General features: G+C 69.5%; 20 protein-coding genes. 8 read left to right on the top strand and 12 right to left on the bottom strand.

Going from position 1 to position 20,559, the window contains the following annotated elements; translation table 11 throughout:
- Positions 1–50: 50 nt before the first annotated feature.
- Positions 51–1,303 (top strand): IS3 family transposase gene (locus GFH49_RS15200; RefSeq protein WP_230396121.1). Its coding sequence is split into 2 segments (ribosomal slippage): positions 51–333 and positions 333–1,303, totalling 1,254 coding nucleotides; the frame shifts between segments, so codons are not numbered across the junction.
- A 5-nt stretch (positions 1,304–1,308) separates the two neighbouring features.
- On the opposite strand, the gene GFH49_RS15205 is transcribed toward GFH49_RS15200, so the two are convergent.
- Together GFH49_RS15205 and pdxR are read right to left on the bottom strand one after the other, a co-directional pair.
- Positions 1,309–3,033, bottom strand: a complete 1,725-nt coding sequence (locus GFH49_RS15205; RefSeq protein ID WP_155056412.1) for a PEP/pyruvate-binding domain-containing protein — start codon at positions 3,031–3,033, stop codon at positions 1,309–1,311.
- A gap of 269 nt (positions 3,034–3,302) precedes the next feature.
- The gene (gene pdxR / locus GFH49_RS15210) at positions 3,303–4,718 is read right to left on the bottom strand and encodes a MocR-like pyridoxine biosynthesis transcription factor PdxR (protein WP_155056413.1); all 1,416 of its coding nucleotides are present in this window, start codon (positions 4,716–4,718) and stop codon (positions 3,303–3,305) included.
- A gap of 113 nt (positions 4,719–4,831) precedes the next feature.
- Here pdxR and GFH49_RS15215 point away from each other — a divergent pair, with 113 nt between their 5' ends.
- Entirely contained in the window at positions 4,832–5,314 is a 483-nt protein-coding gene (locus GFH49_RS15215) for a carboxymuconolactone decarboxylase family protein (protein ID WP_230396309.1), read from the top strand.
- A gap of 115 nt (positions 5,315–5,429) precedes the next feature.
- On the opposite strand, the gene GFH49_RS15220 is transcribed toward GFH49_RS15215, so the two are convergent.
- The 3 genes from GFH49_RS15220 to GFH49_RS15230 all read right to left on the bottom strand — a co-directional run bounded on the left by GFH49_RS15220 (position 5,430) and on the right by GFH49_RS15230 (position 8,493).
- Entirely contained in the window at positions 5,430–6,917 is a 1,488-nt protein-coding gene (locus tag GFH49_RS15220; RefSeq protein ID WP_155056415.1) for a glutamate synthase subunit beta, read from the bottom strand.
- 144 nt (positions 6,918–7,061) lie between these two features.
- Complete coding sequence (locus tag GFH49_RS15225) at positions 7,062–7,544, bottom strand: anthrone oxygenase family protein (protein WP_155056416.1); 483 nt, start codon at positions 7,542–7,544, stop codon at positions 7,062–7,064.
- Positions 7,545–7,800: 256 nt separating this feature from the next.
- Complete coding sequence (locus GFH49_RS15230; protein WP_155056417.1) at positions 7,801–8,493, bottom strand: DUF2293 domain-containing protein; 693 nt, start codon at positions 8,491–8,493, stop codon at positions 7,801–7,803.
- A gap of 253 nt (positions 8,494–8,746) precedes the next feature.
- Here GFH49_RS15230 and GFH49_RS15235 point away from each other — a divergent pair, with 253 nt between their 5' ends.
- Positions 8,747–9,379 (top strand): nucleoside/nucleotide kinase family protein, encoded by a 633-nt coding sequence (locus tag GFH49_RS15235; RefSeq protein WP_155056418.1) that lies wholly within the window; start codon positions 8,747–8,749, stop codon positions 9,377–9,379.
- Between the two features lie 218 nt (positions 9,380–9,597).
- Here the strand turns inward: GFH49_RS15235 and GFH49_RS15240 are convergent, their stop codons facing one another.
- Complete coding sequence (locus GFH49_RS15240) at positions 9,598–9,906, bottom strand: hypothetical protein (RefSeq protein ID WP_155056419.1); 309 nt, start codon at positions 9,904–9,906, stop codon at positions 9,598–9,600.
- Between the two features lie 89 nt (positions 9,907–9,995).
- Between GFH49_RS15240 and GFH49_RS15245 the strand changes: the two genes are divergently transcribed.
- Positions 9,996–10,424 (top strand): CBS domain-containing protein, encoded by a 429-nt coding sequence (locus GFH49_RS15245; protein ID WP_155056420.1) that lies wholly within the window; start codon positions 9,996–9,998, stop codon positions 10,422–10,424.
- 91 nt (positions 10,425–10,515) lie between these two features.
- Here the strand turns inward: GFH49_RS15245 and GFH49_RS15250 are convergent, their stop codons facing one another.
- Entirely contained in the window at positions 10,516–11,643 is a 1,128-nt protein-coding gene (locus GFH49_RS15250) for a magnesium and cobalt transport protein CorA (RefSeq protein WP_155056421.1), read from the bottom strand.
- Positions 11,644–11,885: 242 nt separating this feature from the next.
- Here GFH49_RS15250 and GFH49_RS15255 point away from each other — a divergent pair, with 242 nt between their 5' ends.
- Positions 11,886–12,677, top strand: a complete 792-nt coding sequence (locus GFH49_RS15255; protein ID WP_155056422.1) for a methyltransferase — start codon at positions 11,886–11,888, stop codon at positions 12,675–12,677.
- Positions 12,678–12,976: 299 nt separating this feature from the next.
- Here GFH49_RS15255 and GFH49_RS15260 read toward each other — a convergent pair whose 3' ends face one another.
- Both GFH49_RS15260 and GFH49_RS15265 read right to left on the bottom strand, forming a co-directional pair.
- The gene (locus GFH49_RS15260; protein ID WP_155056423.1) at positions 12,977–13,891 is read right to left on the bottom strand and encodes a carbohydrate kinase family protein; all 915 of its coding nucleotides are present in this window, start codon (positions 13,889–13,891) and stop codon (positions 12,977–12,979) included.
- Entirely contained in the window at positions 13,888–14,796 is a 909-nt protein-coding gene (locus GFH49_RS15265; RefSeq protein WP_155056424.1) for a pseudouridine-5'-phosphate glycosidase, read from the bottom strand. The genes GFH49_RS15260 and GFH49_RS15265 overlap by 4 nt, the downstream gene beginning before the upstream one ends.
- A 99-nt stretch (positions 14,797–14,895) precedes the next feature.
- On the opposite strand from GFH49_RS15265, the gene GFH49_RS15270 reads away from it, so the two are divergent.
- On the top strand, positions 14,896–15,324 hold the full coding sequence (locus tag GFH49_RS15270) for a VOC family protein (RefSeq protein WP_155056425.1): 429 nt from the start codon (positions 14,896–14,898) through the stop codon (positions 15,322–15,324).
- 50 nt (positions 15,325–15,374) lie between these two features.
- On the opposite strand, the gene GFH49_RS15275 is transcribed toward GFH49_RS15270, so the two are convergent.
- The 3 genes from GFH49_RS15275 to GFH49_RS15285 form a co-directional block, all read right to left on the bottom strand.
- On the bottom strand, positions 15,375–15,515 hold the full coding sequence (locus GFH49_RS15275) for a hypothetical protein (RefSeq protein WP_230396307.1): 141 nt from the start codon (positions 15,513–15,515) through the stop codon (positions 15,375–15,377).
- Between the two features lie 164 nt (positions 15,516–15,679).
- A complete protein-coding gene (locus GFH49_RS15280; protein ID WP_155056426.1) occupies positions 15,680–16,234 on the bottom strand; it encodes a methylated-DNA--[protein]-cysteine S-methyltransferase in 555 nt (184 codons plus the stop codon).
- A gap of 49 nt (positions 16,235–16,283) precedes the next feature.
- Positions 16,284–17,162, bottom strand: coding sequence for a glycerophosphodiester phosphodiesterase (locus GFH49_RS15285; RefSeq protein WP_155056427.1), 879 nt, complete (start codon positions 17,160–17,162; stop codon positions 16,284–16,286).
- 278 nt (positions 17,163–17,440) lie between these two features.
- Between GFH49_RS15285 and GFH49_RS15290 the strand changes: the two genes are divergently transcribed.
- Both GFH49_RS15290 and uvrB read left to right on the top strand, forming a co-directional pair.
- The gene (locus GFH49_RS15290; RefSeq protein ID WP_155056468.1) at positions 17,441–18,307 is read left to right on the top strand and encodes an MHYT domain-containing protein; all 867 of its coding nucleotides are present in this window, start codon (positions 17,441–17,443) and stop codon (positions 18,305–18,307) included.
- Between the two features lie 40 nt (positions 18,308–18,347).
- Positions 18,348–20,486, top strand: coding sequence for an excinuclease ABC subunit UvrB (uvrB, locus tag GFH49_RS15295; protein ID WP_155056428.1), 2,139 nt, complete (start codon positions 18,348–18,350; stop codon positions 20,484–20,486).
- Positions 20,487–20,559: the final 73 nt, after the last annotated feature.

A 20,559-nucleotide genomic window follows, 5' to 3' on the forward strand; every position in this document is an offset into this window, starting at 1 on the left:
TGAACCGCCCCGGCTCGAATGGAGACTCGATTTCGTGAAAGGATCGAGTCATGGCACGACCTTCCTCCTATCCGCTTGAGCTGCGCCGTCGCGCGGTGCGCATGGTCGCCGAAGTTCGCGGCGACTACCCGACCGAGTCCGCCGCGATCAAGGCCGTGGCCGAGAAACTGGGCATCGGCTCGAATGAGACGCTGCGCAAGTGGGTGCGGCAGGACCAGGTCGACTCCGGGCAGCGGCCGGGGACGACGACGGAGGAGTCCGCGCAGATCAAGGCGTTGAAGAGGGAGAACGCTGAACTCAAGCGGGCGAACGAGATCCTGAAGGCTGCGGCGAGTTTCTTCGCGGCCGAGCTCGACCGGCCACACCTGCGCTCGTAGCGTTCATCGACGAGCACCGGGACCGCTTCGGCGGTGTCGAGCCGATCTGCCGCGTGCTGTCCGAGCACGATTGCAAGATCGCCCCATCCACCTACTACGCCCACAAGAAACGACTCCAGAACCCGTCCGCGCGAACCGTGCGGGACGAGGAACTCAAGGAGCTGATCCAGGAGGTCTACACGTCCAACTTCCGTGTCTACGGGGCAAGGAAGATCTGGCGCGAGCTGAACCGCCAGGGCCACCGGGTGGCCCGCTGCACCGTCGAGCGGCTGATGCGCGAGATGGGCATCGCCGGCGCCGTGCGGGGCAAGAGAGTGATCACCACGATCCCCGACGAAACGGCCGACCGGGCACCGGACCGGGTGGACCGCAAGTTCGTCGCCGACGCACCGAACCGCTGCTGGGTCGCCGACTTCACGCATGTGGCCACGTGGGCGGGGGTCGTCTACGTCGCCTTCGTCGTGGACACCTTCTCCCGCCGCATCGTCGGCTGGTCCGCCTCCACCTCCAAAGAGACCCAACTCGTCCTGGATGCATTGGAGATGGGGCTTTGGCAGCGCGACCGTGAAGGCCGCCCCCACATCCCTGGCGAGCTGATTCATCACTCAGATGCGGGCAGCCAGTACACGTCGTTCAAGCTCGCCGAACACCTCGACGCCGCCGGCATCGCGGCCTCGATCGGCTCGGTCGGCGACGCCTACGACAACGCGCTGATGGAGTCGACGATCGGCCTGTACAAGACCGAGATCATCAAGCCCCGCCGCCCCTGGAAGACCCTGAGCGAGGTCGAGCTGGCTACCGCCGAATGGGTTGACTGGTACTGCCACCGCCGACTCCACGGTGAAATAGGCCACATCCCGCCCGTCGAATACGAGACCAACTACTACCTGGGAACCACGAAACACCAGGTCACAACAACCATCTGAGATCTCTATCGAACTCGGGGCGGTTCAGTGTGACTGTTGGGTGTGGAGGGGCTGAGGGTGGTGTTGTGGCTGTTGGGTGTGGAGGGGCTGAGGGTGGTGGTGTGGCTGAGGGTGGTGGTGTGGCTGTTGGGTGCGGTGTGGCCGGTGCCTGCTGTGTGGGCGTCGATCGCCGAGTGGCCGACGGCTGCCGCATGGCCGTTGGATGCCGGCCGGCCGTTGGCCGCTGTGTGTCCGTCTGCTGTCGTGTGCGCGTTGGTCTCCGAGACCGTTGCGCCCAGTTGCCCGGGAAGCTGCCCCTCTCCCCGCAGACTCGGCGCCGTGACGGCCAGCACGACCGGGTCTGTCATAGGGATGCGGTCGTCCGGCACGCCGCGGGCCCGGGCCGTCGCGAGGGCGGTGAGGGCCGCGCCCGCTGCCGTGCGGGCCTTGGCCTGTTCGGGCAGGAGGGCGCCCGAGAGGGCCTCTTGGGCGTGCAGGGAGACCAGGACCGCGCGGGTCCAGCGGAGCTCGGCCGTGAGGTCGGGCGTGGGCAGCGCGGCGGGTGGCGGGAGCTGGGTGAGACGGCGGTCGACGTCGGCGGTCAGGTCCGTCGCCAGGCCGGGCAGCGCCGGGGCGAGGCGGCCCACCCGCCAGGCGGCGCCGAGTCTGCGCGCCCTCGGTGCCGGGTTGAACAGCGCGAGCCACCGGTGCTCGGGCGGCACCTCGCCGAGCAGACGCAGGTCGGCGGCGGCCCGTCCGCCCGCTGTGGTGACCACCGGAGTCGTCCGCAGCAGCCGGCGTGGCGCGCTGCCCGCGATGTCGAGCGCGGCGGCCAGCCCGCGGGCCATGGGCGCCACCCACAGATCCTCCTCCAGCGGCTCCAGCTGGCCGGGCAGCGTCTCCGCGACAGGCCCGGGCCCGAGCAGCCGCGCCCCGCGCGCGGGCCGTGCCGCCATCGCCGTGATCGGGCGGCTCTGGAACAGCCACAGCCGCCCGTCCTCGTCGAACCCGAACTCGATGTCCTGCGGCCCGCCGAACACCTGCCGGGCCTGCCGTGCGAGACGCGCCAGCCGGAACAACTCGGTGCGGGTGAGCGGCGAACCAGTCTCCGGCGCCTCCGTGCGCCGTACCCGTCCGCTCCTGCTCAGCCAGTGATCGGTGCCGGCCTGCGCACCGCTGACCAGGCTGTCCGGGCCGCCGCGCACCGCGCTCACCAGCATGCGGTCCGCCCGTCCCTCGACCGGGTCGGCACCGAACACCACCCCGCCGACCCGGGCCGCCAGCATGGGTTGCACCAGCACTGCCATGGGCGCCGTGGACCCATCGGGCCGGTGCGCCGAATCGAGCACGGTCTGTACGGCCGTACGGAAGTCCCGCCAGCCGCGTACATCGAGTACGGAGTCGAACTGGCCCGCCAGGGACGACTCCTCCGTGTCCTCCTGGGGAGAGGAGGACCGTACGACCAGTGGGCGCGTCCCGCCGGCCGAGAGGTCCTCCCAGGCCTCTCGCAGGGCTGCCGGATCGCCGCCCGCTCCCCTGGGGATCACGAAGCCGGGGAGTACGGGCAGGCCAGCGCGGGCCGCGCGGGCCAGGTTCGCAGCCTTGGAACCCGTGAGTCGGGGGAGTGCGGCGGTGGGCTGCTCCAGGGGGATCACGGCGCCGTGAGCCTCGGCGGGACCCAGGGCCCCTTCGACCCGGGGCTCTTCCCTGCCCCGCGCACCATCTCCGTGACGTTCGTCGATCGTCGTCATCGAACACCCTCCAGGACCGGCCGCCAACAGGGGGGACGCGCTGGGGTGGCCCTGCGCCTGACGGCGGAACGAAGGATGGGACGTGTCCCTTCCGGGACCGGATCGAGGTCCGGCGCCGGCAACGACGCGCCTCCTGAGATCAAGGGTCCCACTTCTGTTGTCCAACATGACAGGCCTGGGTCATATTCCGGCCATATGCGAATTCACTCCGGTTCGGCGAGGGCGGCCATCGGCTCTGCGCGCGCGGTCAGCGGTCAGCGGCCACCGGCTCAGTTCGGCGACGGCACTGCGCGGCACAGCGCTTCCAGTGCCGCTCCGTAGGCGTGCTCCGAGGGCGTCGCGTAGCCCACGACGAGTCCGTCGGCGGCCGGCATGTCCGTCTCCGGGTGCCGGAACTCGGCGAGCCCGTCCAGCGCGACGCCCTGCCGGGCGGCGGCCTTGACGGCGGACCGTTCGGTGCCGGGCGGCAGTCTCAGCACGGCGTGCAGTCCGGCCGCCACACCGGTGACCGCTACGTGCGGGGCGCGCTCGGCGAGCGCCGCGACGAGCCGGTCACGGCGACTCCGGTAGCGCTGCCGCATACGCCGCACATGGCGGTCGTACGACCCGCAGGCGATGAAGTCGGCCAGGCTCAGCTGGTCAAGAACGCTCGCCCACGCTTCCCGCTCGCCCTTGGCCTCCAGTACGGCGCCCACGTACCGCTCCGGAAGCACCATCCAGCCCAGCCGCAGCGCGGGCGACAGGCTCTTGCTGACCGAGCCGATGTGGATCACCCGCTCGGGGTCGAGGCCCTGGACGGCACCGACGGGCTTGCGGTCATAACGGAACTCCCCGTCGTAGTCGTCCTCCAGAACCACGCCGCCACGCGCGCGTGCCCAGTCGACGACGGCGGTCCGCCGCTCGGCGTGCAGCGGGCCGCCGGTGGGGAACTGATGCGCGGGCGTGAGCAGCACCGCCCGTTCGCGTGCCAGCCGGTCGACGCGGGCGCCGTCGTCGTCGAGGGGGAGCGGCACGGTCCGGGCTCCTGCCGTTCGGAGAAGTTCCCTGTGAAAGGCCAGTCCGTACGCCTCCACCGCCACCGGTCCGCGCAGCACACCGCCTCCGAACAGCAGCCGGAGGGCGTGCGCGAAGCCGGAGCAGATGACGATCCGGCCCGGCTCGGTGCGTACGCCACGCGCGCGTGCCAGATATTCGGTGAGCGCGTCCCGCAGTTCGCGCCGGCCCGCCGGATCGCCGGGCCCGAACACCTCGTTCGGCGCCTGCTGGACGGCCCGCCTGTAGGAGGCCAGCCAGGCCGCGCGCGGGAACGCCGAGGCGTCCGGGGTGCCCTGGCGCAGGTCGTGTCGTGGTGCACGCGCGCGTGGAGGTGCCTTTCGGCGCACCCGCTCGGCGTGTCGTAGGGACTCGGTCCGGTCCGCGACCCGTGTGCCCGAGCCCTGACGGGCGGTGAGCCAGCCCTCCGCGACGAGTTCCGCGTACGCGTCGGCCACCGTGTTGCGGGCCACCCCGAGATCGGCGGCGAGCGAACGGTACGGCGGCAGCCGGGTGCCCGGAGCGAGCCGCCCGCTGCGGACGGCATCACGCAGCGCCCGGATGAGCGCGGCCCGCCGCCCACCCGGTCCCGACAGCTCCAGATGCAGGTCGGCACCGATGCGCTCCGCGGAATTGACCCACGATTCCGTCATGGAAATGCACCCTACAGGCGGTCTTTTGGCTTCGTAGATTGATGCACATGACGACGGACACGACGACGGACACGACGACGGACACGACGACGGCAACCGCTTCCGCGGTGACCATGCAGGCCACGCAGACAACGCAGGCCATGGCCGAAAAGACTCGCATCAACTTCGTTAAGACCGCCCCGAAGGTCTTCCGTGCCCTCATCGGCTTCGACGCCGCCGCCCGCGAGGGCCTCGCCCCGGCCCTCGTCGAACTCATCCAGATCCGCGCCTCGCACCTCAACCACTGCGCCTACTGCCTTCACATGCACACCAACGACGCCCGCAAGGCCGGTGAGAGTGAGGACCGGCTCCACATGGTCCCCGTCTGGCGCGAGGCCCGCCACTTCTTCACCCCGCAGGAACAAGCCGTCCTCGCCCTGACCGAAGCGGTCACCCTGATCGCCGATGGAGGCGTCCCTGACGACATCTACGCGGAGGCCGCAGCACACTTCGACGACGAGGAACTCGCCCACGTACTCGCCCTGATCTTCACGATCAACACGTGGAACCGCGTGGCCCTGTCGACAGGGAAGGTGGCAGGGAAGGACGAACGCTGAGGCGGGCCTCGTTGCGGGTGGGTCTCCACAGCGGCGCGGTGTCAGAGACACGGTGTCAGCGACACGGTGTCAGTGGCGCGGTGTTCTTCTCCGCGGCACGGCGCTTCGGCCCGCTCTACACCACCATGGGCCGGTCGTACGGCCCGATCGGCGCCGGCAGCCGCGAACTCCCTGTGAGATGACGGTCGACGGCCGCTGCCACCGCCCGTCCCTCCGCGATCGCCCACACGATCAGCGACTGCCCCCGCGCGGCGTCCCCGGCGGCGAAAACGCCGGGGACGTTCGTGGTGAAGTCGGCGTGCCGCGCGACCGTGCCCCGAGCCTCCATCGCCAGCCCCAACTGGTCGACGAGCCCGTCCCTCCGGTCGGGCCCGGAGAACCCGAGGGCCAGCAGCACAAGATCGGCGGGCAGCATCCGTCCGGTGTCCGGCAAGGGCCGCCGCTCCGCGTCCACCTCGACCAGGTGCAGTGACCGCACATGCCCATGTTCGTCGCCGGTGAAGCGCAGCGTGGACGCCGCGAACAGCCGCGCATCCGCATCCGCCGCCGGCGCCGTCCGCAGCTCACCGGCCTCCTCGTGCGCGGCCGACAGCCGGTAGACCTTGGGATACGTGGGCCAGGGCTCGACGTCGTCGTCCCGTTCCGCGCCCGCCTGGGCGTAGATGTCCAACTGCGTGACGGACGCGGCGCCTTCCCGTACCGCCGTGCCCAGACAGTCCGCGCCGGTGTCACCGCCACCGACGATGACGACATGCTTCCCGGCCGCCGACATCGGCGAGGACTCCAGATCCCCCTCGCACACCCGGTTGGCCAGCGGCAGATACTCCATGGCCTGCTGAATTCCGGCCAACTCCCTTCCCGGCACGGTAAGTTCACGCCACGCGGTCGCTCCCGTAGCGATGACGATGGCGTCGTACCGCGCCCGCAGCTCCGCGGCGCCGACATCCTGCCCGACCGCCGTCGACGTACGGAACTTCGTGCCCTCGGCCCGCATCTGCTCCAGTCGCCGCTCCAGATGCCGTTTCTCCATCTTGAACTCGGGGATGCCGTACCGCATCAGCCCGCCGAGCCGGTCGTCCTTCTCGTACACGACGACCGTGTGTCCCGCCCGCGTCAACTGCTGTGCGGCGGCGAGCCCGGTGGGCCCGGACCCGATCACCGCGACCGTCCGCCCGGAGAGCCGGTCCGGCGGCTGCGGCGGCGCGAACCCTTCCTCCCAGGCCCGGTCGGCGATGGCGCACTCGACGTTCTTGATGGTGACGGCGGGCTGGTTGATGGCCAGCACGCACCCCGCCTCGCAGGGCGCCGGACACAGCCGGCCGGTGAACTCGGGGAAGTTGTTGGTGGCGTGCAACCGGTCGGCGGCGGCCTGCCAGTCCTTGCGGGCGACGAGGTCGTTCCACTCCGGGATCAGATTGCCGAGCGGACACGCCTCGTGGCAGAACGGGATCCCGCAGTCCATACAACGATCGGCCTGCTTGCTGATGATGGGCAGCAACGCCCCGGGGACATACACCTCGTCCCAGTCCCGGACCCGCTCCTCGACAGGCCTGCGGGCCCAGTCCTCGCGAGGCGTGGTCAGGAAACCCTTGGGATCGGCCATGGCCGTCTTCCTCAGATACGCGTGTGACAGGCCGTGCGCCATCGGGCAGCACTCTTCCGGCCACGATACGTCCCTCCGGCCACACCCGCAGAGTGCCCGACAGCGCTTTCTTCCGAGGTTTCCGGCGATGAGGCACCGGTTCCCTCAAGCGATGGCCAGCACATACGCCACTGCCGCGCCGGCCGACGCGACCATGCGGACGTGATTCCATGCGGTCCACTCGCGCACATACGTCGGCCAGTACGCGGCCGCCTCCGGAGTGCCCGCGTCCAGCTTGAGCAACGCCTCGTTGCGCGGCACATTCGCGATCACCGTCAGCCCGAACGAGCCGAACAGATACAGCGCACTGCCCAGCAGCAACTCCACGGTGCCCTCGTCCGGCCACACCACGAACGTCACCACCGCGATCACCGCGCAGAGCACAGAGGAGCCGATGAACATGAGCATGAAGGCCGGGCGGAGTGCCGTCACGTTGATCGCTTTCATCGCGGCGACCCCCTGCGCGGGCGGCAGCGCGGCCAGCCCCTGCATCACAAAGGTCGAGAACGCGCAGAAGACCCCGGCCACCAGCCCGGTGCCCACCACGCCCAGTACCGTCATCACGAAGTACGGTCCGTCGATCGTCATCTCAACACCCACTCTCACGTCGGCCGAGACCCTGCCCGGCACTCCCGTCACCACAAGTGAAATCTCCTGCGGGATCAGCGACCATGGCCCATCCGCGCGCCGACATACGCAAGAGTCCAGAGTCAGACGCGCACTTGGAGCAGTAGGCCGACCTCTCCGCATCGGCACCGGCTCACCGGCCAGTGGGAAAGCTGCCGGACGACCGCCCCCCGGTCCCCACCTGCGCCCCCACCCCCAGCCTCACCTTCACCCGACCTCAGACCACCCCCGTCGCGCGTCGCCAGGCTCCCACCCTCACCTCCACGTCCGCCGTGATCCGCCGTCGCGCCTCATGTCGCGGAACCCCGCTCATCAGCAGCTGGCCGTACGTCGTGTCCACATGCCGCACGGACGCCACGACCGCCGATGTCACCGCCCCCTCGGACAGCGCCCGCCCCGCTGCACTCCGCCCCACGCGCCCACTGCCGCGCACGGACGCATGCGCCGCGATCTCCCACGCCCGCTCCGGCGGACAGCAGGGAAACAGCCGCCGTATCTCGCCCGCGAACGCCTCCGTGAACCGCAGATCCGCCGCCGCCCGCCGCTCGGCATCCCGCACCCGGCGCCGCCGCCGCGCCTCCGCGTCCACCAGACACCGCTGCTCCGCCCGGGCCAGTGCCGCCTCCTCGACCAGGACGCCCTGCCGCTCGTACCGACTCTGGCGCCGGTTGAACCGCACGACCACCGCCGACAGCCCACTCTCCTCCCGCGATCTGCGCGTCAACGCCATGTCGCCCCGCGGCAGAAAGACCAGATGCCCGAGGTCGGCACAGTCGAGACACCGTGGCGTGCCCTCCTCCACGACGAGCAGTTGCAGCGGCCCTCGGTGACAGGCGGAACAGTTCCGTCTCTTGATCGGCTGGAAGACCAGAAGTCCGGTGCGGGGCATGGAAGTTGCCAGAGGTGCCATATGCGCTTCATTCCCTCCGATGACCCGCGATCCACGCTGGTGACCGTGATCCACGCTGGTGACCGTGATCCACGCTGGTGACCGTGATCCACGCCGGTGACCGGCGATGCACGACGGTGACCGCGATCCACGCCGAATTTCCGCCCCGCGTCACCGCTCGCACCTGGAACGAACCCCGCCTTCCCTAGCTGCTCGCCGTCCTCGGGCCGAGAAGGCCACGCACTTCGACCGGAAACTGACGCATCATGGCCGTGTGCGACTCGAAGCGATCACCTGGGACCGGCTCGGCGATCTCCTGGCCGAGCGGCTGCTCGATCTGAAGACCGTCGACGGCGGTCCGTGGCCCCGCATCGCCTTCGACGGCGCACCCGCCGCCCGCCCGGGAGACCTCGCCGAACGCGTCTCCGAAGCACTGCGCATACGCGGCCGCCCCTCACTCGTCGTGGCCATGGAGGGCTTCCTGCGCCCCGCCTCGGTGCGTCTGGAGTACGGCCACCGGGACATCGAGGCCTACTACAACGGCTGGTTCGACACCGGCGCCGTATGGCGCGAGGTCTTCGGCCCCCTCGAACCCTCCGGCGACGGCCGCGTCCTGCCCGACCTGTGGGACCCGGCCACCGACCGCGCCACCCGCAGCCCCTACGTCCAACTCCCGCCCGGCGGCTTCCTGTTGCTCCACGGCCCCTTCCTGCTGCGCCACTGGTTCCCCTTCGACCTGTCCGTCCACGTCCGCCTCACTTCCGGCGCTCTCCGCCGCCGTACACCCGAAGCCGAGCAGTGGACCGTCCCCGCCTTCGAGCGCTACGACGACGAAACCGACCCCGTCGGCACGGCTGACGTCCTGGTGCGTGCCGACGACCCCCGGCATCCGGCCTGGAGCGGCTGACCCGGCACACCTCTCGCATGTGCGCGCCCATCTCATACGCGCCCACCCCTTTTGCATGCATGCGCATTTAATTACCTGGCGGTATGGCAACCTCCACCGGCGATTCCGCGGCTTCGGCCGCATCGGCCCTCCTTCCCCCTCACTCACCTTCGACGACTCGGTCCGCACCCTTCTCGACGACAAGAACTTCGCCGGCGTCGCCACCCTCGGCCCGACGGTCACCCGCAGAACCCGGTGGCCTGTGTCAAGCGCGACGGCGGCACCGTGCTGTTCTCCTCCATCGGGGCGCCAGCAGGTGCGGCAACCTCCACGGCGACCCCTGGATCGGCCTGCCGGTCTTCGACCTCACCAACCCCTGCGCCTCGGTCGAGATCCGCGGTGTCGCCGAGATCCCTCCCTGCGGGCACAAGCGGCTCTCGTTCGAGATTTCGCACAAGTCTCTCGGCGTCGACCCACCCGGTGAGAAGGACGGCGAGGTGCGTGTGATCGTCCCGCTCACGCCCGTCATCCCGGCGTTCCTGGTGCATGCGCCCGGCGACACGGCGAGAATGAGGGACGCCGGGACTAGCGGTGCGCTCCGCGCCGCGCCGGCCGTCCGGCATCGGGAGGTACGCCCATGACCACCGCCGGAGACATCATGCACCGTGGCGCCCAGTGGATTCCCGCCCACCAAACCCTTGACCGCGCCGCCCAGCTGATGCGCGAGCTCAACGTCGGAGCCCTGCCCATCGGCGACTCGAACGACCGACTCTGCGGCATCCTCACCGACCGCGACATCGTCGTCGGCTGCGTGGCCATGGGTCACGACCCGGCCAAGGTGACCGCCGGAGAGATGGCCAAGGGCACCCCGCGCTGGATCTCGTCGAGCGCCGATGTCAGCGACGTACTCCACGAGATGCAGGAGCACCAGATCCGCCGGCTCCCGGTCATCGAGGACAAGCGCCTGGTCGGCATGATCAGCGAGGCCGATCTGGCTCAGCATCTGACGGAGGATCAGATCGCCACCTGGGCCGAGTCCGTCTATGCGAGGACCGGCACGCGCTGACCCGCTCGGTCACCTCGACCGGGTCCGCTGACGCCGCCCCCGCCCGGACGACGGTGCCGGACGGGGGCGGGCACCGTCCGCCATGAGCCGCTCAGAGCCAGCCGTTGCGCCGGAAACCGCGGTACAGCGTCAGACAGGCGACGGATATCACGGCTATGACCAAGGGGTAGCCGAGTCGCCAGTGCAGCTCCGGCATGTGGTCGAAATTCATGCCGTACACCCCGCAGACCATGGTCGGTACGGCGATGATCGCGGCCCACGCCGTGATCTTCCGCATGTCCTCGTTCTGCGCGACCGTGACCTGTGCCAGATGCGCCTGCAGGATCGAGTTGAGCAGCTCGTCGAAAGCGGCTATCTGCTCCTTGGCGCGCAGCAAGTGGTCGGAGACGTCACGGAAATAGGCCTGTATCTCCGGGTCGACCACCCGGATCTGCCGGGTGGCGAGATCTTCGAGGGGGCGGCTGAGTGGGACCACGGCCCGCTTCAGTTCGAGGAGTTCGCGCTTGAGCTGGTAGATGCGCCCCGGGTCCACCCGAGCGCCGTTCTCCGCGAACACCGCCGTCTCGACCAGGTCGATGTCCGCCTGCACCGAGTCGGTGACGCTCAGATAGTCGTCGACCACGTGGTCCGCGATCGCGTGCAGCACCGCCGCGGGGCCCTGCGCGAGTTGCTGGGGGGCGGACTCCAGCTCCTCGCGGAGCGGGCCCAGCGAGCCGTGCCGTCCGTGCCGTACGGTGATCACGAATTCCCTGCCGACGAACACCATGATCTCGCCGGTGTTCACCACCTCGCTCGTCGCGGTGAGTTCCTCGTGCTCGACGTAGCAGACCGTCTTGAACACCGCGAACAGCGTCTCGTCGTAGCGCTCCAGCTTCGGGCGCTGGTGGGCCTCGATCGCGTCCTCGACCGCCAGCGGATGCAGGTCGAAGAGCTCGGCGATGCCCGCGAACTCCTGGTCCGTCGGCTCATGGAGCCCGAGCCACACGAAACCGTCGCCGTGCTTGCGTACCCGCCGCACCGCATCGACCAGATCGCCGCCGACGACATCCCGGGCGCCGTCCCGGTAGGTCACGCAGTTCACCACCGAGGAACCCAGCGGGGACCGGGCGGGATGGCTCAGGTCGACACGCGGGCGCCGCCGGGCCAGCCGTGCCACTCTGCGCAGGCCACCGACCCTGCCGAGGCCCGTCACCTTCCGCAGATTCCCGGCCATCGCCATATGGATCTCCTTGCGTGGATCTCCGCGCCGCATTTCTGCGCCCTGGCGTGCCAGTTTGCCAGCTCCGTCGGACTGTTGGGCGAGCCTGTGGGAGCAGCGAATTCCGCTTTGTTCCCGACTGTGGACAACGTCTGGCGTCGCGCGCGACGTGTTGAGAAGACAGGGCGGGGACGCCTCCGAACAGATCGTCGTACCGGAGCGTCGAGGGTCGGGGCAAGTGGAGCGAATGGGATGATCACGGCATGACGCGAAGCGATGGATACCTTCTCGACAACCGGCAGACCGAGGCGGCCGAGCGCTTCGACGCGTTCGCCACCCTCTTCGATCCCACGACGTTCCGGCACCTCGAAGGGTTCGGCATCGGACCCGGCTGGCGCTGCTGGGAGGTCGGCGCCGGTGGCACCTCCGTGGTGTCCTGGCTGGCCAAGAAGGTCGGTCCGACCGGAAAGGTCGTCGCGACCGACATCGACATCTCCTGCCTCGCCCCGGCCGCCCGACCTCCCGTCGAGGTCCGCGTCCATGACGTGGGTGTCCACGAGCCGCCGGGAGAGGGGTTCGACCTGGTGCACGCCCGGCTCGTCCTCGTCCATGTGCCGGAACGGGAACGGGCGTTGCGCTCCATGGTCAAGGCCCTGCGTCCCGGCGGACGGCTCCTGATCGAGGACGCCGACCCCGCCCTGCAGCCCTTGACCTGCCCTGACGAGTACGGCCCCGACCAGCAGCTGGCTAACCGGCTGCGGACCGGCTTCCGCCAACTGCTCGCCGACCGCGGTGCCGACCTCGCCTACGGCCGACGGCTCCCGCGCCTGCTGCGGGAGGCCGGACTGCGCGGTGTGGAGGCCGATGCGTACTTCCCGGTCGCCTCACCCGCCTGTGCCGCCCTCGAATCCGCGACGATCCGTCAGATCCGCGACCAGCTCGTCACCGCGGACCTCGCCACGGACGCCGACATTGACCGTCACTTGACGAACGTCGCCTCCGGCACGATGGATCTGGCCACCGCACCGATGATCTCGGCGTGGGGGCGCAGGTAATAGGGCACGGGGCATAGGGCGCAGGGCCGGTGGCGGGGTGCCGGGTGGCGGGGGGCATCGCGAGCGGGGGCAGCGCATCGTCTGTCGTGCACCAGTGGTCCGTCATACGCCCGTCTTCCGTCTGCCATGGTGGTCTGGCATCTGTCCCGTCGTCAGCGATGCACCGGTGGTCTGGCATCTGCCTTCTCGACCGTCGTGGAGCGTTGGTCTGTGATCCGCCTCGTTGTCTTTCGCGCACCGGTGGTCTGGCATCTGCCTCTCGACCGTCATGCACCGCTGGTCTGTCACCCGCCCCGGCGTCACTCCCGCACCGGCGGTCTGCCCCCCACCCGTTCGACCGCCAGCGCACCCGCGCGGCACCCTTCCGCCGCCGCGTCCTCGGGCCCGGCGCCTGCCAGGAGCGTCGCGAGGAAGGCGCCTGTGAAGGCGTCGCCCGCTCCCGTGGTGTCCCTCGGTGTCGCCGATGTCGCGGGGATGTGGGCGGACACGGTGCCGGACCGGGCCACGAGCGCGCCTTGATCGCCCTGCTTGGCGATCACCAGCGGGACGTGGCGACTCAGCTTGGCCGCCGCGTCCGCCGAGTCGGGCAGCCCGGTCAGCAGGTACGCCTCGTCACGGCTGGGCAGCAGGACGTCCACACCTTCCATCAGGGCAAGGAAGCGGTCGACGCCCAGCTCGGCAAGAAAGCCGGCGGACGCCGGGTCCATGCTCACCGGCACGGCACGCGCGCGTGCCGACTCCAGGGCCACGGCCACCAGTGCTCGGCTCGGGGCGGAGAAGAGCAGGTAGCCCGACAGATGCAGCCATGCGACCCCGTCCAGCAGCGCCGGCGACCAGTCCCGGGGCTCAAGCCGCAACGACGCCCCGCTGTCGGTGAGGAATGTCCGCTGGGCCGCGGCATCCGTGTCGACCAGGCAGATCACCGTTCCGGTCGGGGCCTGCGGGTCCACGACGAGGCGGGGCTGGACTCCGCTGTCGACCAGCTCCTGGTCGTGCCACGCGCTCGCATCAGCGCCCACCCGGCCGAGCAGCCGTACCTCGGGACAGCCCCAATGAGCCGCCCAGCAGGACACATTGGCGCCCGCACCGCCCGGTACCGTGCGGATCGTCGCGGCCGTATCCGTACCCGACGCGAGCGGCCGCCGGTGCAGGGCGATGACGTCCGTGACGACATCCCCGACGACCAGCAGCGCGCCGTGCGGTCCCGCGGTCACGCCCCGGCCCAGGCCGCCGCGATCCGCGCCGCCAGCCGTACGTTGCCGTGCACCGCTGCCAGATTGGCGCTCAGCGAGGCCCCCTCGGTGTGGCGTACCAGGTAGCCGAGCAGGAACGGCGTGACCGCTTGTCCACTGACACCCTCCCCCTCGCATGCGTGCAGCGCGTCGGCCAGTACGCGCGCGTGCAGCTCGGGATCCAGCTGCTCGTCCTCGGGCACCGGATTGGCGACGATCAGCGCCGACCCGGGCCCGTCGAGTGCGTCCTGCGCGCGCATGACGTCCGCCACCTGCTCCGGCGTCTCAAGCGTCCAGTCCACCGGATGCCCCGAGTCGGACAGATAGAAGCCGGGGAAGCGGTCCGTGCCGTACCCCGCCACGGCGACGCCCAGCGTCTCCAACCGCTGCAGCGTGGCCGGCACATCCAGGATCGACTTCACGCCCGCGCACACCACCGTGATCCGGGTACGTGCCAGCAGCCCCAGGTCGGCCGACTCGTCCTGCGTCACCGTCCACTCCCGGTGAACCCCGCCCAGACCACCCGTCGCGAACACCCGGACGCCGGCCGAGGCCGCCAGCAGCGCCGTCGCCGACACCGTGGTCGCCCCGCTCGCGCCCGACGCCACGGCGAGCGGCAGGTCACGATGGCCCAGCTTACGGATCCCGTCCTCGTTGGCGACCCGCTCCAGCTGCTCCTTGTCCAGGCCGACATGGGGCCGCCCGTCCAGCACGGCGATCGTCGCCGGTACCGCACCGTGCTGCCGTACGACGCCCTCCAGCTCCAGCGCCACCTGCAGATTGCGGGGGCGTGGCAGCCCGTGCGCGATGATCGTGGATTCCAAGGCCACCACCGGTCGACGCGCGTCGATCGCCGCCCGCACTTCCTCCGACACCATCAGCACCACGCGCCTGCCTCCTGTCGTTGGGTCTTCCCTCATCTCTGGCGGGCGGCACGCCAGGTCAAACCCTTGCGACCTGTGGGGGACAGCACCAGCCTGGGATGCATGACGGACAGCACCGCACGTCTCGACCATGTCGTTCTCTGGGTGAACGACCCGATCGGTTCAGCCGACTTCTATGAGAAGACCCTCGGCATGGAGCCCCTGAGGCTCACCGATTTCGCCGCCGGCCAGGTCCCCTTCCCCTCTGTACGCCTCAACGAGGAGACCATCCTCGACCTGATGCCGCAGACCATGGCAGAAGGCATGAAGATGCTCCCCGGCGCCGCGGACAGCGCCGGACACCCGGTCAACCACGTCTGCGTCGCCCTGACCGCCGACGACTTCGACGCCCTCCGCGGCCGCCTGGCGGAACGCGCCGTCCCCGTGTCGGACATCTCGTACGACTCCTTCGGCGCCCGCGGCCCGGCGAAGCGCAGCTTCTACTTCCGTGACCCGGACGGGAACGTCTTCGAGGCCCGCCACTACGACTAGGTCCACTCAAGGGGGGCGCTCACGTGCGCGGGCACCCCCTCGCCGGACGCTCAGACCGGCTGTACGGCCTTCAGTGCCGCATGCGGATCGAGCATGTGCTTGCGGCTCGCGCCCTGGCCGAACCCGGCGCAGCCGCGCGGCGCGTCCTCAAGGCCGATGACGGTCGCGTTGACCGCCTTGGCGATGTGCACACGCTCAATGCGCGATCGCCGTCCCTTCGGCTCCGAGCCCTCGGATGCCGGTGGCTGTGCGCATGGCGGAGTCTGCTACCGGCTACGCCTTCCGGCCGGCCTCCGCGCCGGAGCGGAGCAGCGGAGCCGACGCCGTCTTGGAGATGCGTGCCCGCCCGAACCCCTCAGAACAGCGGCTCGGGCAGCACGCCCTCCAGCGCGAGCAGCTGCCGCTTGGTCTCGACGCCACCCCCGAACCCCCCGATGCCGCCGTCGCTCTCCACGACCCGGTGGCAGGGCACGACGACCGGCAGGGGATTGGCGCCCATCGCCAGTCCGACCGCCTGGGCCGCGCCGGGCTGGCCGACCCGCCCGGCGAGATCGCCGTAGCCGACGACCGAGCCGTACGGCACGCCGGAGGCAAGCTCGCGCAGCACCTCTCGGTTGAACCCCGCGATCAGCGACCAGTCAAGCGGCAGCTCGAAGCCGCGCCGCTCACCCGCGAAGTACGCCTCGACCTGCTGTATCGCCTCGGCCAGCAGTGGGGAGTCCGGGGCCTCGACGGGCTCGCTGCCGAGCCGGGATCCGAGCCGGTCGAGCGCCTTGTCGCGCACCGCTTCCGTGGCGTGGAACACGACGTTTACCAGGCCGTCGCGGGTCGCGGCCAGCAGCAGCGGACCGATGTCGGTGCCGACGACGGTCCACACGACCTGCTGCTCATACTGCCCATGGCTGTCCATGCGCTCCACCGTACGGCCCGCCACTGACAACACCTCGGCTGCGTGGGACTCAGGACCTTTCGACCGCGTCCCGTACCACGTCCGGCTTGTTGGTGATGATGCCGTCGACGCCGTACCCGGCGACCCGGCGGGCGGTCTGTGCGTCGTCGACGGTCCAGGTGAAGACCTCCAGCGGCTTGCCGTGCGGACCGGTGAACCCGTGGACGGCGGAGACGTAGCCGGTCGAAACGCCGAGGTGGGACGGGTTGATCTGGTCGGTGAAGCGTGCGTACTCCTGAAGGTCCGCCACGGACGGCGTGCCGAGAAAGCCGGTCTTGACGTCGGGCTTGGCCTCGTGGACGGTCCGTATGCTGTCCGCGCTGAAACTCTGCACGATCAGCCGACCTGCTACGTGCCCCCGGTCCAGCCAGCCCTCGTTTGCGAGGACCTTGAGGGTTTCCCGCTCGATGCCGTCATACAGCCCGGGGTTCTTGATCTCCAGGAGCAGCTTCTGGTGGTGGTGCTCCACGTGCCGTACGTACTGCTGCAGCGTCGGCACGCGCGCGCCCGCGTAGGCGGGGTCGAACCAGCTGCCCGCGTCGAGACGGGCGATCTCCGCCGCGGTGAAGTCCTTCACCTTCCAGGGAGCCCGGCCGGGGAAGACGTCCTCGACGTCGGTCGTGCGCGCCAGACTGTCGTCGTGCAGGACGACCAGCTCGCCGTCCTTGGTGCGCTGGACGTCGTTCTCGACCCAGTCGATGCCCAGCTCGGCCGCCTTGTCGATCGCGGCCAGAGTGTTCTCGGGCGCGTACGCGGAGGCCCCTCGGTGTGCGATGACCGCAGGGGGCTCGGCGGCGGCGTCGGCCCGCGCGCCGGAGGTGGCGAGCAAGAGGGCGGCGGTGCCCAGGACCAGCGCGGTGCTCGCGGTGGCAACTGCGCGCGCGTGCATGCGTACTCCTCGCGTCGAGCGATCACGGACAGGTCGACTGTGACAGCGGAGGGTCAACGGCGGAGGGGTACAGAATGGCCACAGGTTGAATGGTGTTGCCGGAATCCGCTCACTGGTGCCGCACAAGTGCGGCAAGGGCGTGTTTCTTTGCGGGGAAATCGTTCGACCGTTCCGGGAGAGACATACTCTCTGCCACAACCTTGACCGCTGGTCGGTGGTCGTAGGAGGGGGGCTTGGTTCAGCAGTCCGGGACGTATCAGGTGGAAGGGCAGCCGCGCATGCAGGGCACGGTCGACGGATTCAGCTACGGACTCGTCACACCGCTGGTGGCCTACCTGATGGCCTGCCTCGGCGGTGCGCTCGGTCTGCGCTGCACCACACGGTCCATGCTGGTCTTCCGGTCCTGGAGACCGGGATGGCTGGCCCTCGGCTCGGCCGCGATCGGCTCCGGCATATGGACCATGCACTTCGTCGCGATGATGGGCTTCACCGTCGTGGGCACGCCGATCCGCTACGACGTGCTGACGACGTTCGCCAGCCTGGGCGTCGCGATCGTCATGGTGGGCATTGGGATCTTCATGGTCGGCTACAAGGGCGCGCGGGGATCGGCTCTGTTCACCGGAGGCACCATCACCGGCCTGGGCATCGCCTCCATGCACTATCTGGGCATGGCCGGGATGCGCCTCGACGGAAAACTGGAGTACGACACCCTGACCGTCGCCGCGTCCGTCGTCATAGCGATCGTGGCGGCCACCGCCGCCCTCTGGGCGGCCGGACAGGTCAGAGGCTTCATGTGGAGTGTGGGTGCGAGCCTCGTCATGGGACTCGCCGTCAGCGGCATGCACTACACCGGCATGGCCGCCCTCAACATCCACCTCCACACCGCGAGCGCCCCCACTTCGGGAGACTCGTCGGCCGGCTTCCTTGCGCTCATCATGGTCGGCCCGCTGGCCTTCCTCCTCCTCGCGGGCGTCGTGGTGATGTTCGACCCGCTCATGGTCATGGGGAAGCCCGCCGGGGCCCCCATCGAGAACAAGCCCGGCATCCCGGCCCACTCCACCGTCCGGCACACCACCCGGCGCCCGGTGATCCGCGCCCGCCGCACAGTGGGCAGCCGGAGTTCCCGCACCCCGCAAAACAGGTGATCAGGCCGCGTTGTCAGTGGGTGGTCGTACGGTGGATTCCATGCGGCCCGTTTCCAGCATCGAACGCACGGTGGCGCCTTTCGAGGTCGTCAGCCCCTACCAGCCCAGCGGCGACCAGCCACAGGCCATCGCCGAGCTAGCCCGGCGCATCGAGGCCGGTGAGAAGGACGTGGTCCTCCTCGGCGCGACCGGCACCGGCAAGTCCGCCACCACCGCGTGGATGATCGAGAAACTTCAGCGGCCCACTCTGGTGATGGCCCCGAACAAGACGCTGGCCGCCCAGCTGGCCAACGAGTTCCGGGAACTGCTGCCGAACAACGCCGTCGAATACTTCGTCTCGTACTACGACTACTACCAACCCGAGGCCTACGTCCCTCAGTCGGACACCTACATCGAGAAGGACTCCTCCATCAACGAGGAGGTTGAGCGACTGCGCCACTCCGCGACCAACTCGCTGCTCACCCGCCGCGACGTCATCGTTGTCGCCTCCGTCTCCTGCATCTACGGCCTCGGTACTCCACAGGAGTACGTGGACCGCATGGTCCCCCTCAACGTCGGCGACGAGATCGACCGCGATCAGCTCCTGCGCCGCTTCGTTGACATCCAGTACACGCGCAACGACATGGCCTTCACCCGCGGCACCTTCCGCGTCCGCGGCGACACCATCGAAATCTTCCCGGTCTACGAGGAGCTGGCCGTCCGCATCGAGATGTTCGGCGACGAGATCGAGGCCCTGTCCACACTCCACCCGGTCACCGGCGAGATCATCAGCGACGACAACCAGCTGTACGTCTTCCCGGCCTCCCACTACGTCGCAGGGCCCGAGCGCATGGAGCGGGCCATCAACGACATCGAGAAGGAACTCGGGGAGCGCCTGGCGGAGCTGGAGAAGCAGAGCAAGCTCCTGGAGGCCCAGCGCCTGAGGATGCGCACCACGTACGACATCGAGATGCTCCGCCAGATCGGCTCCTGCTCCGGCGTGGAGAACTACTCGATGCACTTCGACGGCCGACTCCCCGGTTCCCCGCCGAACACCCTGCTGGACTACTTCCCGGACGACTTCCTGCTTGTCATCGACGAGTCGCACAACACCGTCCCGCAGATCGGCGCCATGTACGAGGGCGACGCCTCCCGCAAGCGCACCCTCGTCGACCACGGCTTCCGGCTGCCCTCCGCGCTCGACAACCGCCCCTTGAAGTGGGAGGAGTTCCAGGAGCGCATCGGGCAGACCGTCTACCTGTCGGCCACCCCCGGCAAGTACGAGCTGTCGCGTGCCGACGGAGCCGTCGAGCAGATCATCCGGCCCACCGGCCTCGTCGACCCGGAGGTCGTGGTCAAGCCCACCGAGGGCCAGATCGACGACCTGGTGCATGAGATTCGCAAGCGCACCGAGAACGACGAGCGCGTTCTGGTCACCACACTCACCAAGAAGATGGCCGAGGACCTCACGGACTACTTCCTCGAACTCGGCATCCAGGTGCGCTATCTGCACAGCGACGTCGACACCCTGCGCCGCGTCGAGCTGCTGCGCGAGCTGCGCTCGGGCGAGTTCGACGTGCTCGTCGGCATCAACCTCCTCCGGGAGGGCCTCGACCTGCCCGAGGTGTCCCTGGTGGCCATCCTCGACGCGGACAAGGAGGGCTTCCTGCGCTCGGGGACGTCCCTGATCCAGACCATCGGCCGCGCGGCGCGCAATGTCTCCGGCCAGGTCCACATGTACGCCGACAAGATCACCCCGGCGATGGAGAAGGCCATCGAGGAGACCAACCGCCGCCGGGAGAAGCAGATCGAGTACAACAAGGAGAAGGGCATCGATCCCCAGCCGCTCCGCAAGAAGATCAATGACATCGTCGCGCAGATCGCACGTGAGGGCGTCGACACGGAGCAGCTGCTCGGCTCGGGCTATCGCAAGATGAAGGACGGCAAGGGCGCCAAGGCCCCCGTGCCCTCGCTCGGCGCCAAGGCGGCCAAGGGCGGCAAGTCCGCCAAGGGCAAGGCCAAGGAGACGGTGCCGACCGACCGCCCGGCGGCCGAGCTGGCCGGGCAGATCGAAGAGATGACCGAGCGTATGCGTGCCGCCGCGGCAGACCTCCAGTTCGAGATCGCGGCCCGGCTGCGCGACGAGGTCTCCGAGATGAAGAAGGAACTGCGGCAGATGAAGGAGGCAGGTCTGTCCTGATCTCGCGTCGAACGCGCTGTGTTGCAAGACCGACACAAAGTGCGGACCGGGGTACGTCACCGTCCGTGGCTCT

This window comes from Streptomyces blattellae, from assembly GCF_009709555.1.
Lineage (GTDB): Bacteria > Actinomycetota > Actinomycetes > Streptomycetales > Streptomycetaceae > Streptomyces > Streptomyces blattellae.

Bases quoted from the DNA above. Each gene is read 5' to 3' on its own strand.
- GFH49_RS15285 (WP_155056427.1), bottom strand. From the start codon at position 17,162: ATGCACGCGCGCGCAGTTGCCACCGCGAGCACCGCGCTGGTCCTGGGC.
- GFH49_RS15205 (WP_155056412.1), bottom strand. From the start codon at position 3,033: ATGACGACGATCGACGAACGTCACGGAGATGGTGCGCGGGGCAGGGAA.
- GFH49_RS15240 (WP_155056419.1), bottom strand. From the start codon at position 9,906: ATGCACCAGGAACGCCGGGATGACGGGCGTGAGCGGGACGATCACACG.
- GFH49_RS15290 (WP_155056468.1), top strand. From the start codon at position 17,441: ATGCAGGGCACGGTCGACGGATTCAGCTACGGACTCGTCACACCGCTG.
- GFH49_RS15270 (WP_155056425.1), top strand. From the start codon at position 14,896: ATGACGGACAGCACCGCACGTCTCGACCATGTCGTTCTCTGGGTGAAC.
- uvrB (WP_155056428.1), top strand. From the start codon at position 18,348: ATGCGGCCCGTTTCCAGCATCGAACGCACGGTGGCGCCTTTCGAGGTC.
- GFH49_RS15245 (WP_155056420.1), top strand. From the start codon at position 9,996: ATGACCACCGCCGGAGACATCATGCACCGTGGCGCCCAGTGGATTCCC.
- GFH49_RS15250 (WP_155056421.1), bottom strand. From the start codon at position 11,643: ATGGCGATGGCCGGGAATCTGCGGAAGGTGACGGGCCTCGGCAGGGTC.
- pdxR (WP_155056413.1), bottom strand. From the start codon at position 4,718: ATGACGGAATCGTGGGTCAATTCCGCGGAGCGCATCGGTGCCGACCTG.
- GFH49_RS15255 (WP_155056422.1), top strand. From the start codon at position 11,886: ATGACGCGAAGCGATGGATACCTTCTCGACAACCGGCAGACCGAGGCG.
- GFH49_RS15280 (WP_155056426.1), bottom strand. From the start codon at position 16,234: ATGGACAGCCATGGGCAGTATGAGCAGCAGGTCGTGTGGACCGTCGTC.
- GFH49_RS15220 (WP_155056415.1), bottom strand. From the start codon at position 6,917: ATGGCCGATCCCAAGGGTTTCCTGACCACGCCTCGCGAGGACTGGGCC.
- GFH49_RS15230 (WP_155056417.1), bottom strand. From the start codon at position 8,493: ATGGCACCTCTGGCAACTTCCATGCCCCGCACCGGACTTCTGGTCTTC.
- GFH49_RS15225 (WP_155056416.1), bottom strand. From the start codon at position 7,544: ATGACGATCGACGGACCGTACTTCGTGATGACGGTACTGGGCGTGGTG.
- GFH49_RS15215 (WP_230396309.1), top strand. From the start codon at position 4,832: ATGCAGGCCACGCAGACAACGCAGGCCATGGCCGAAAAGACTCGCATC.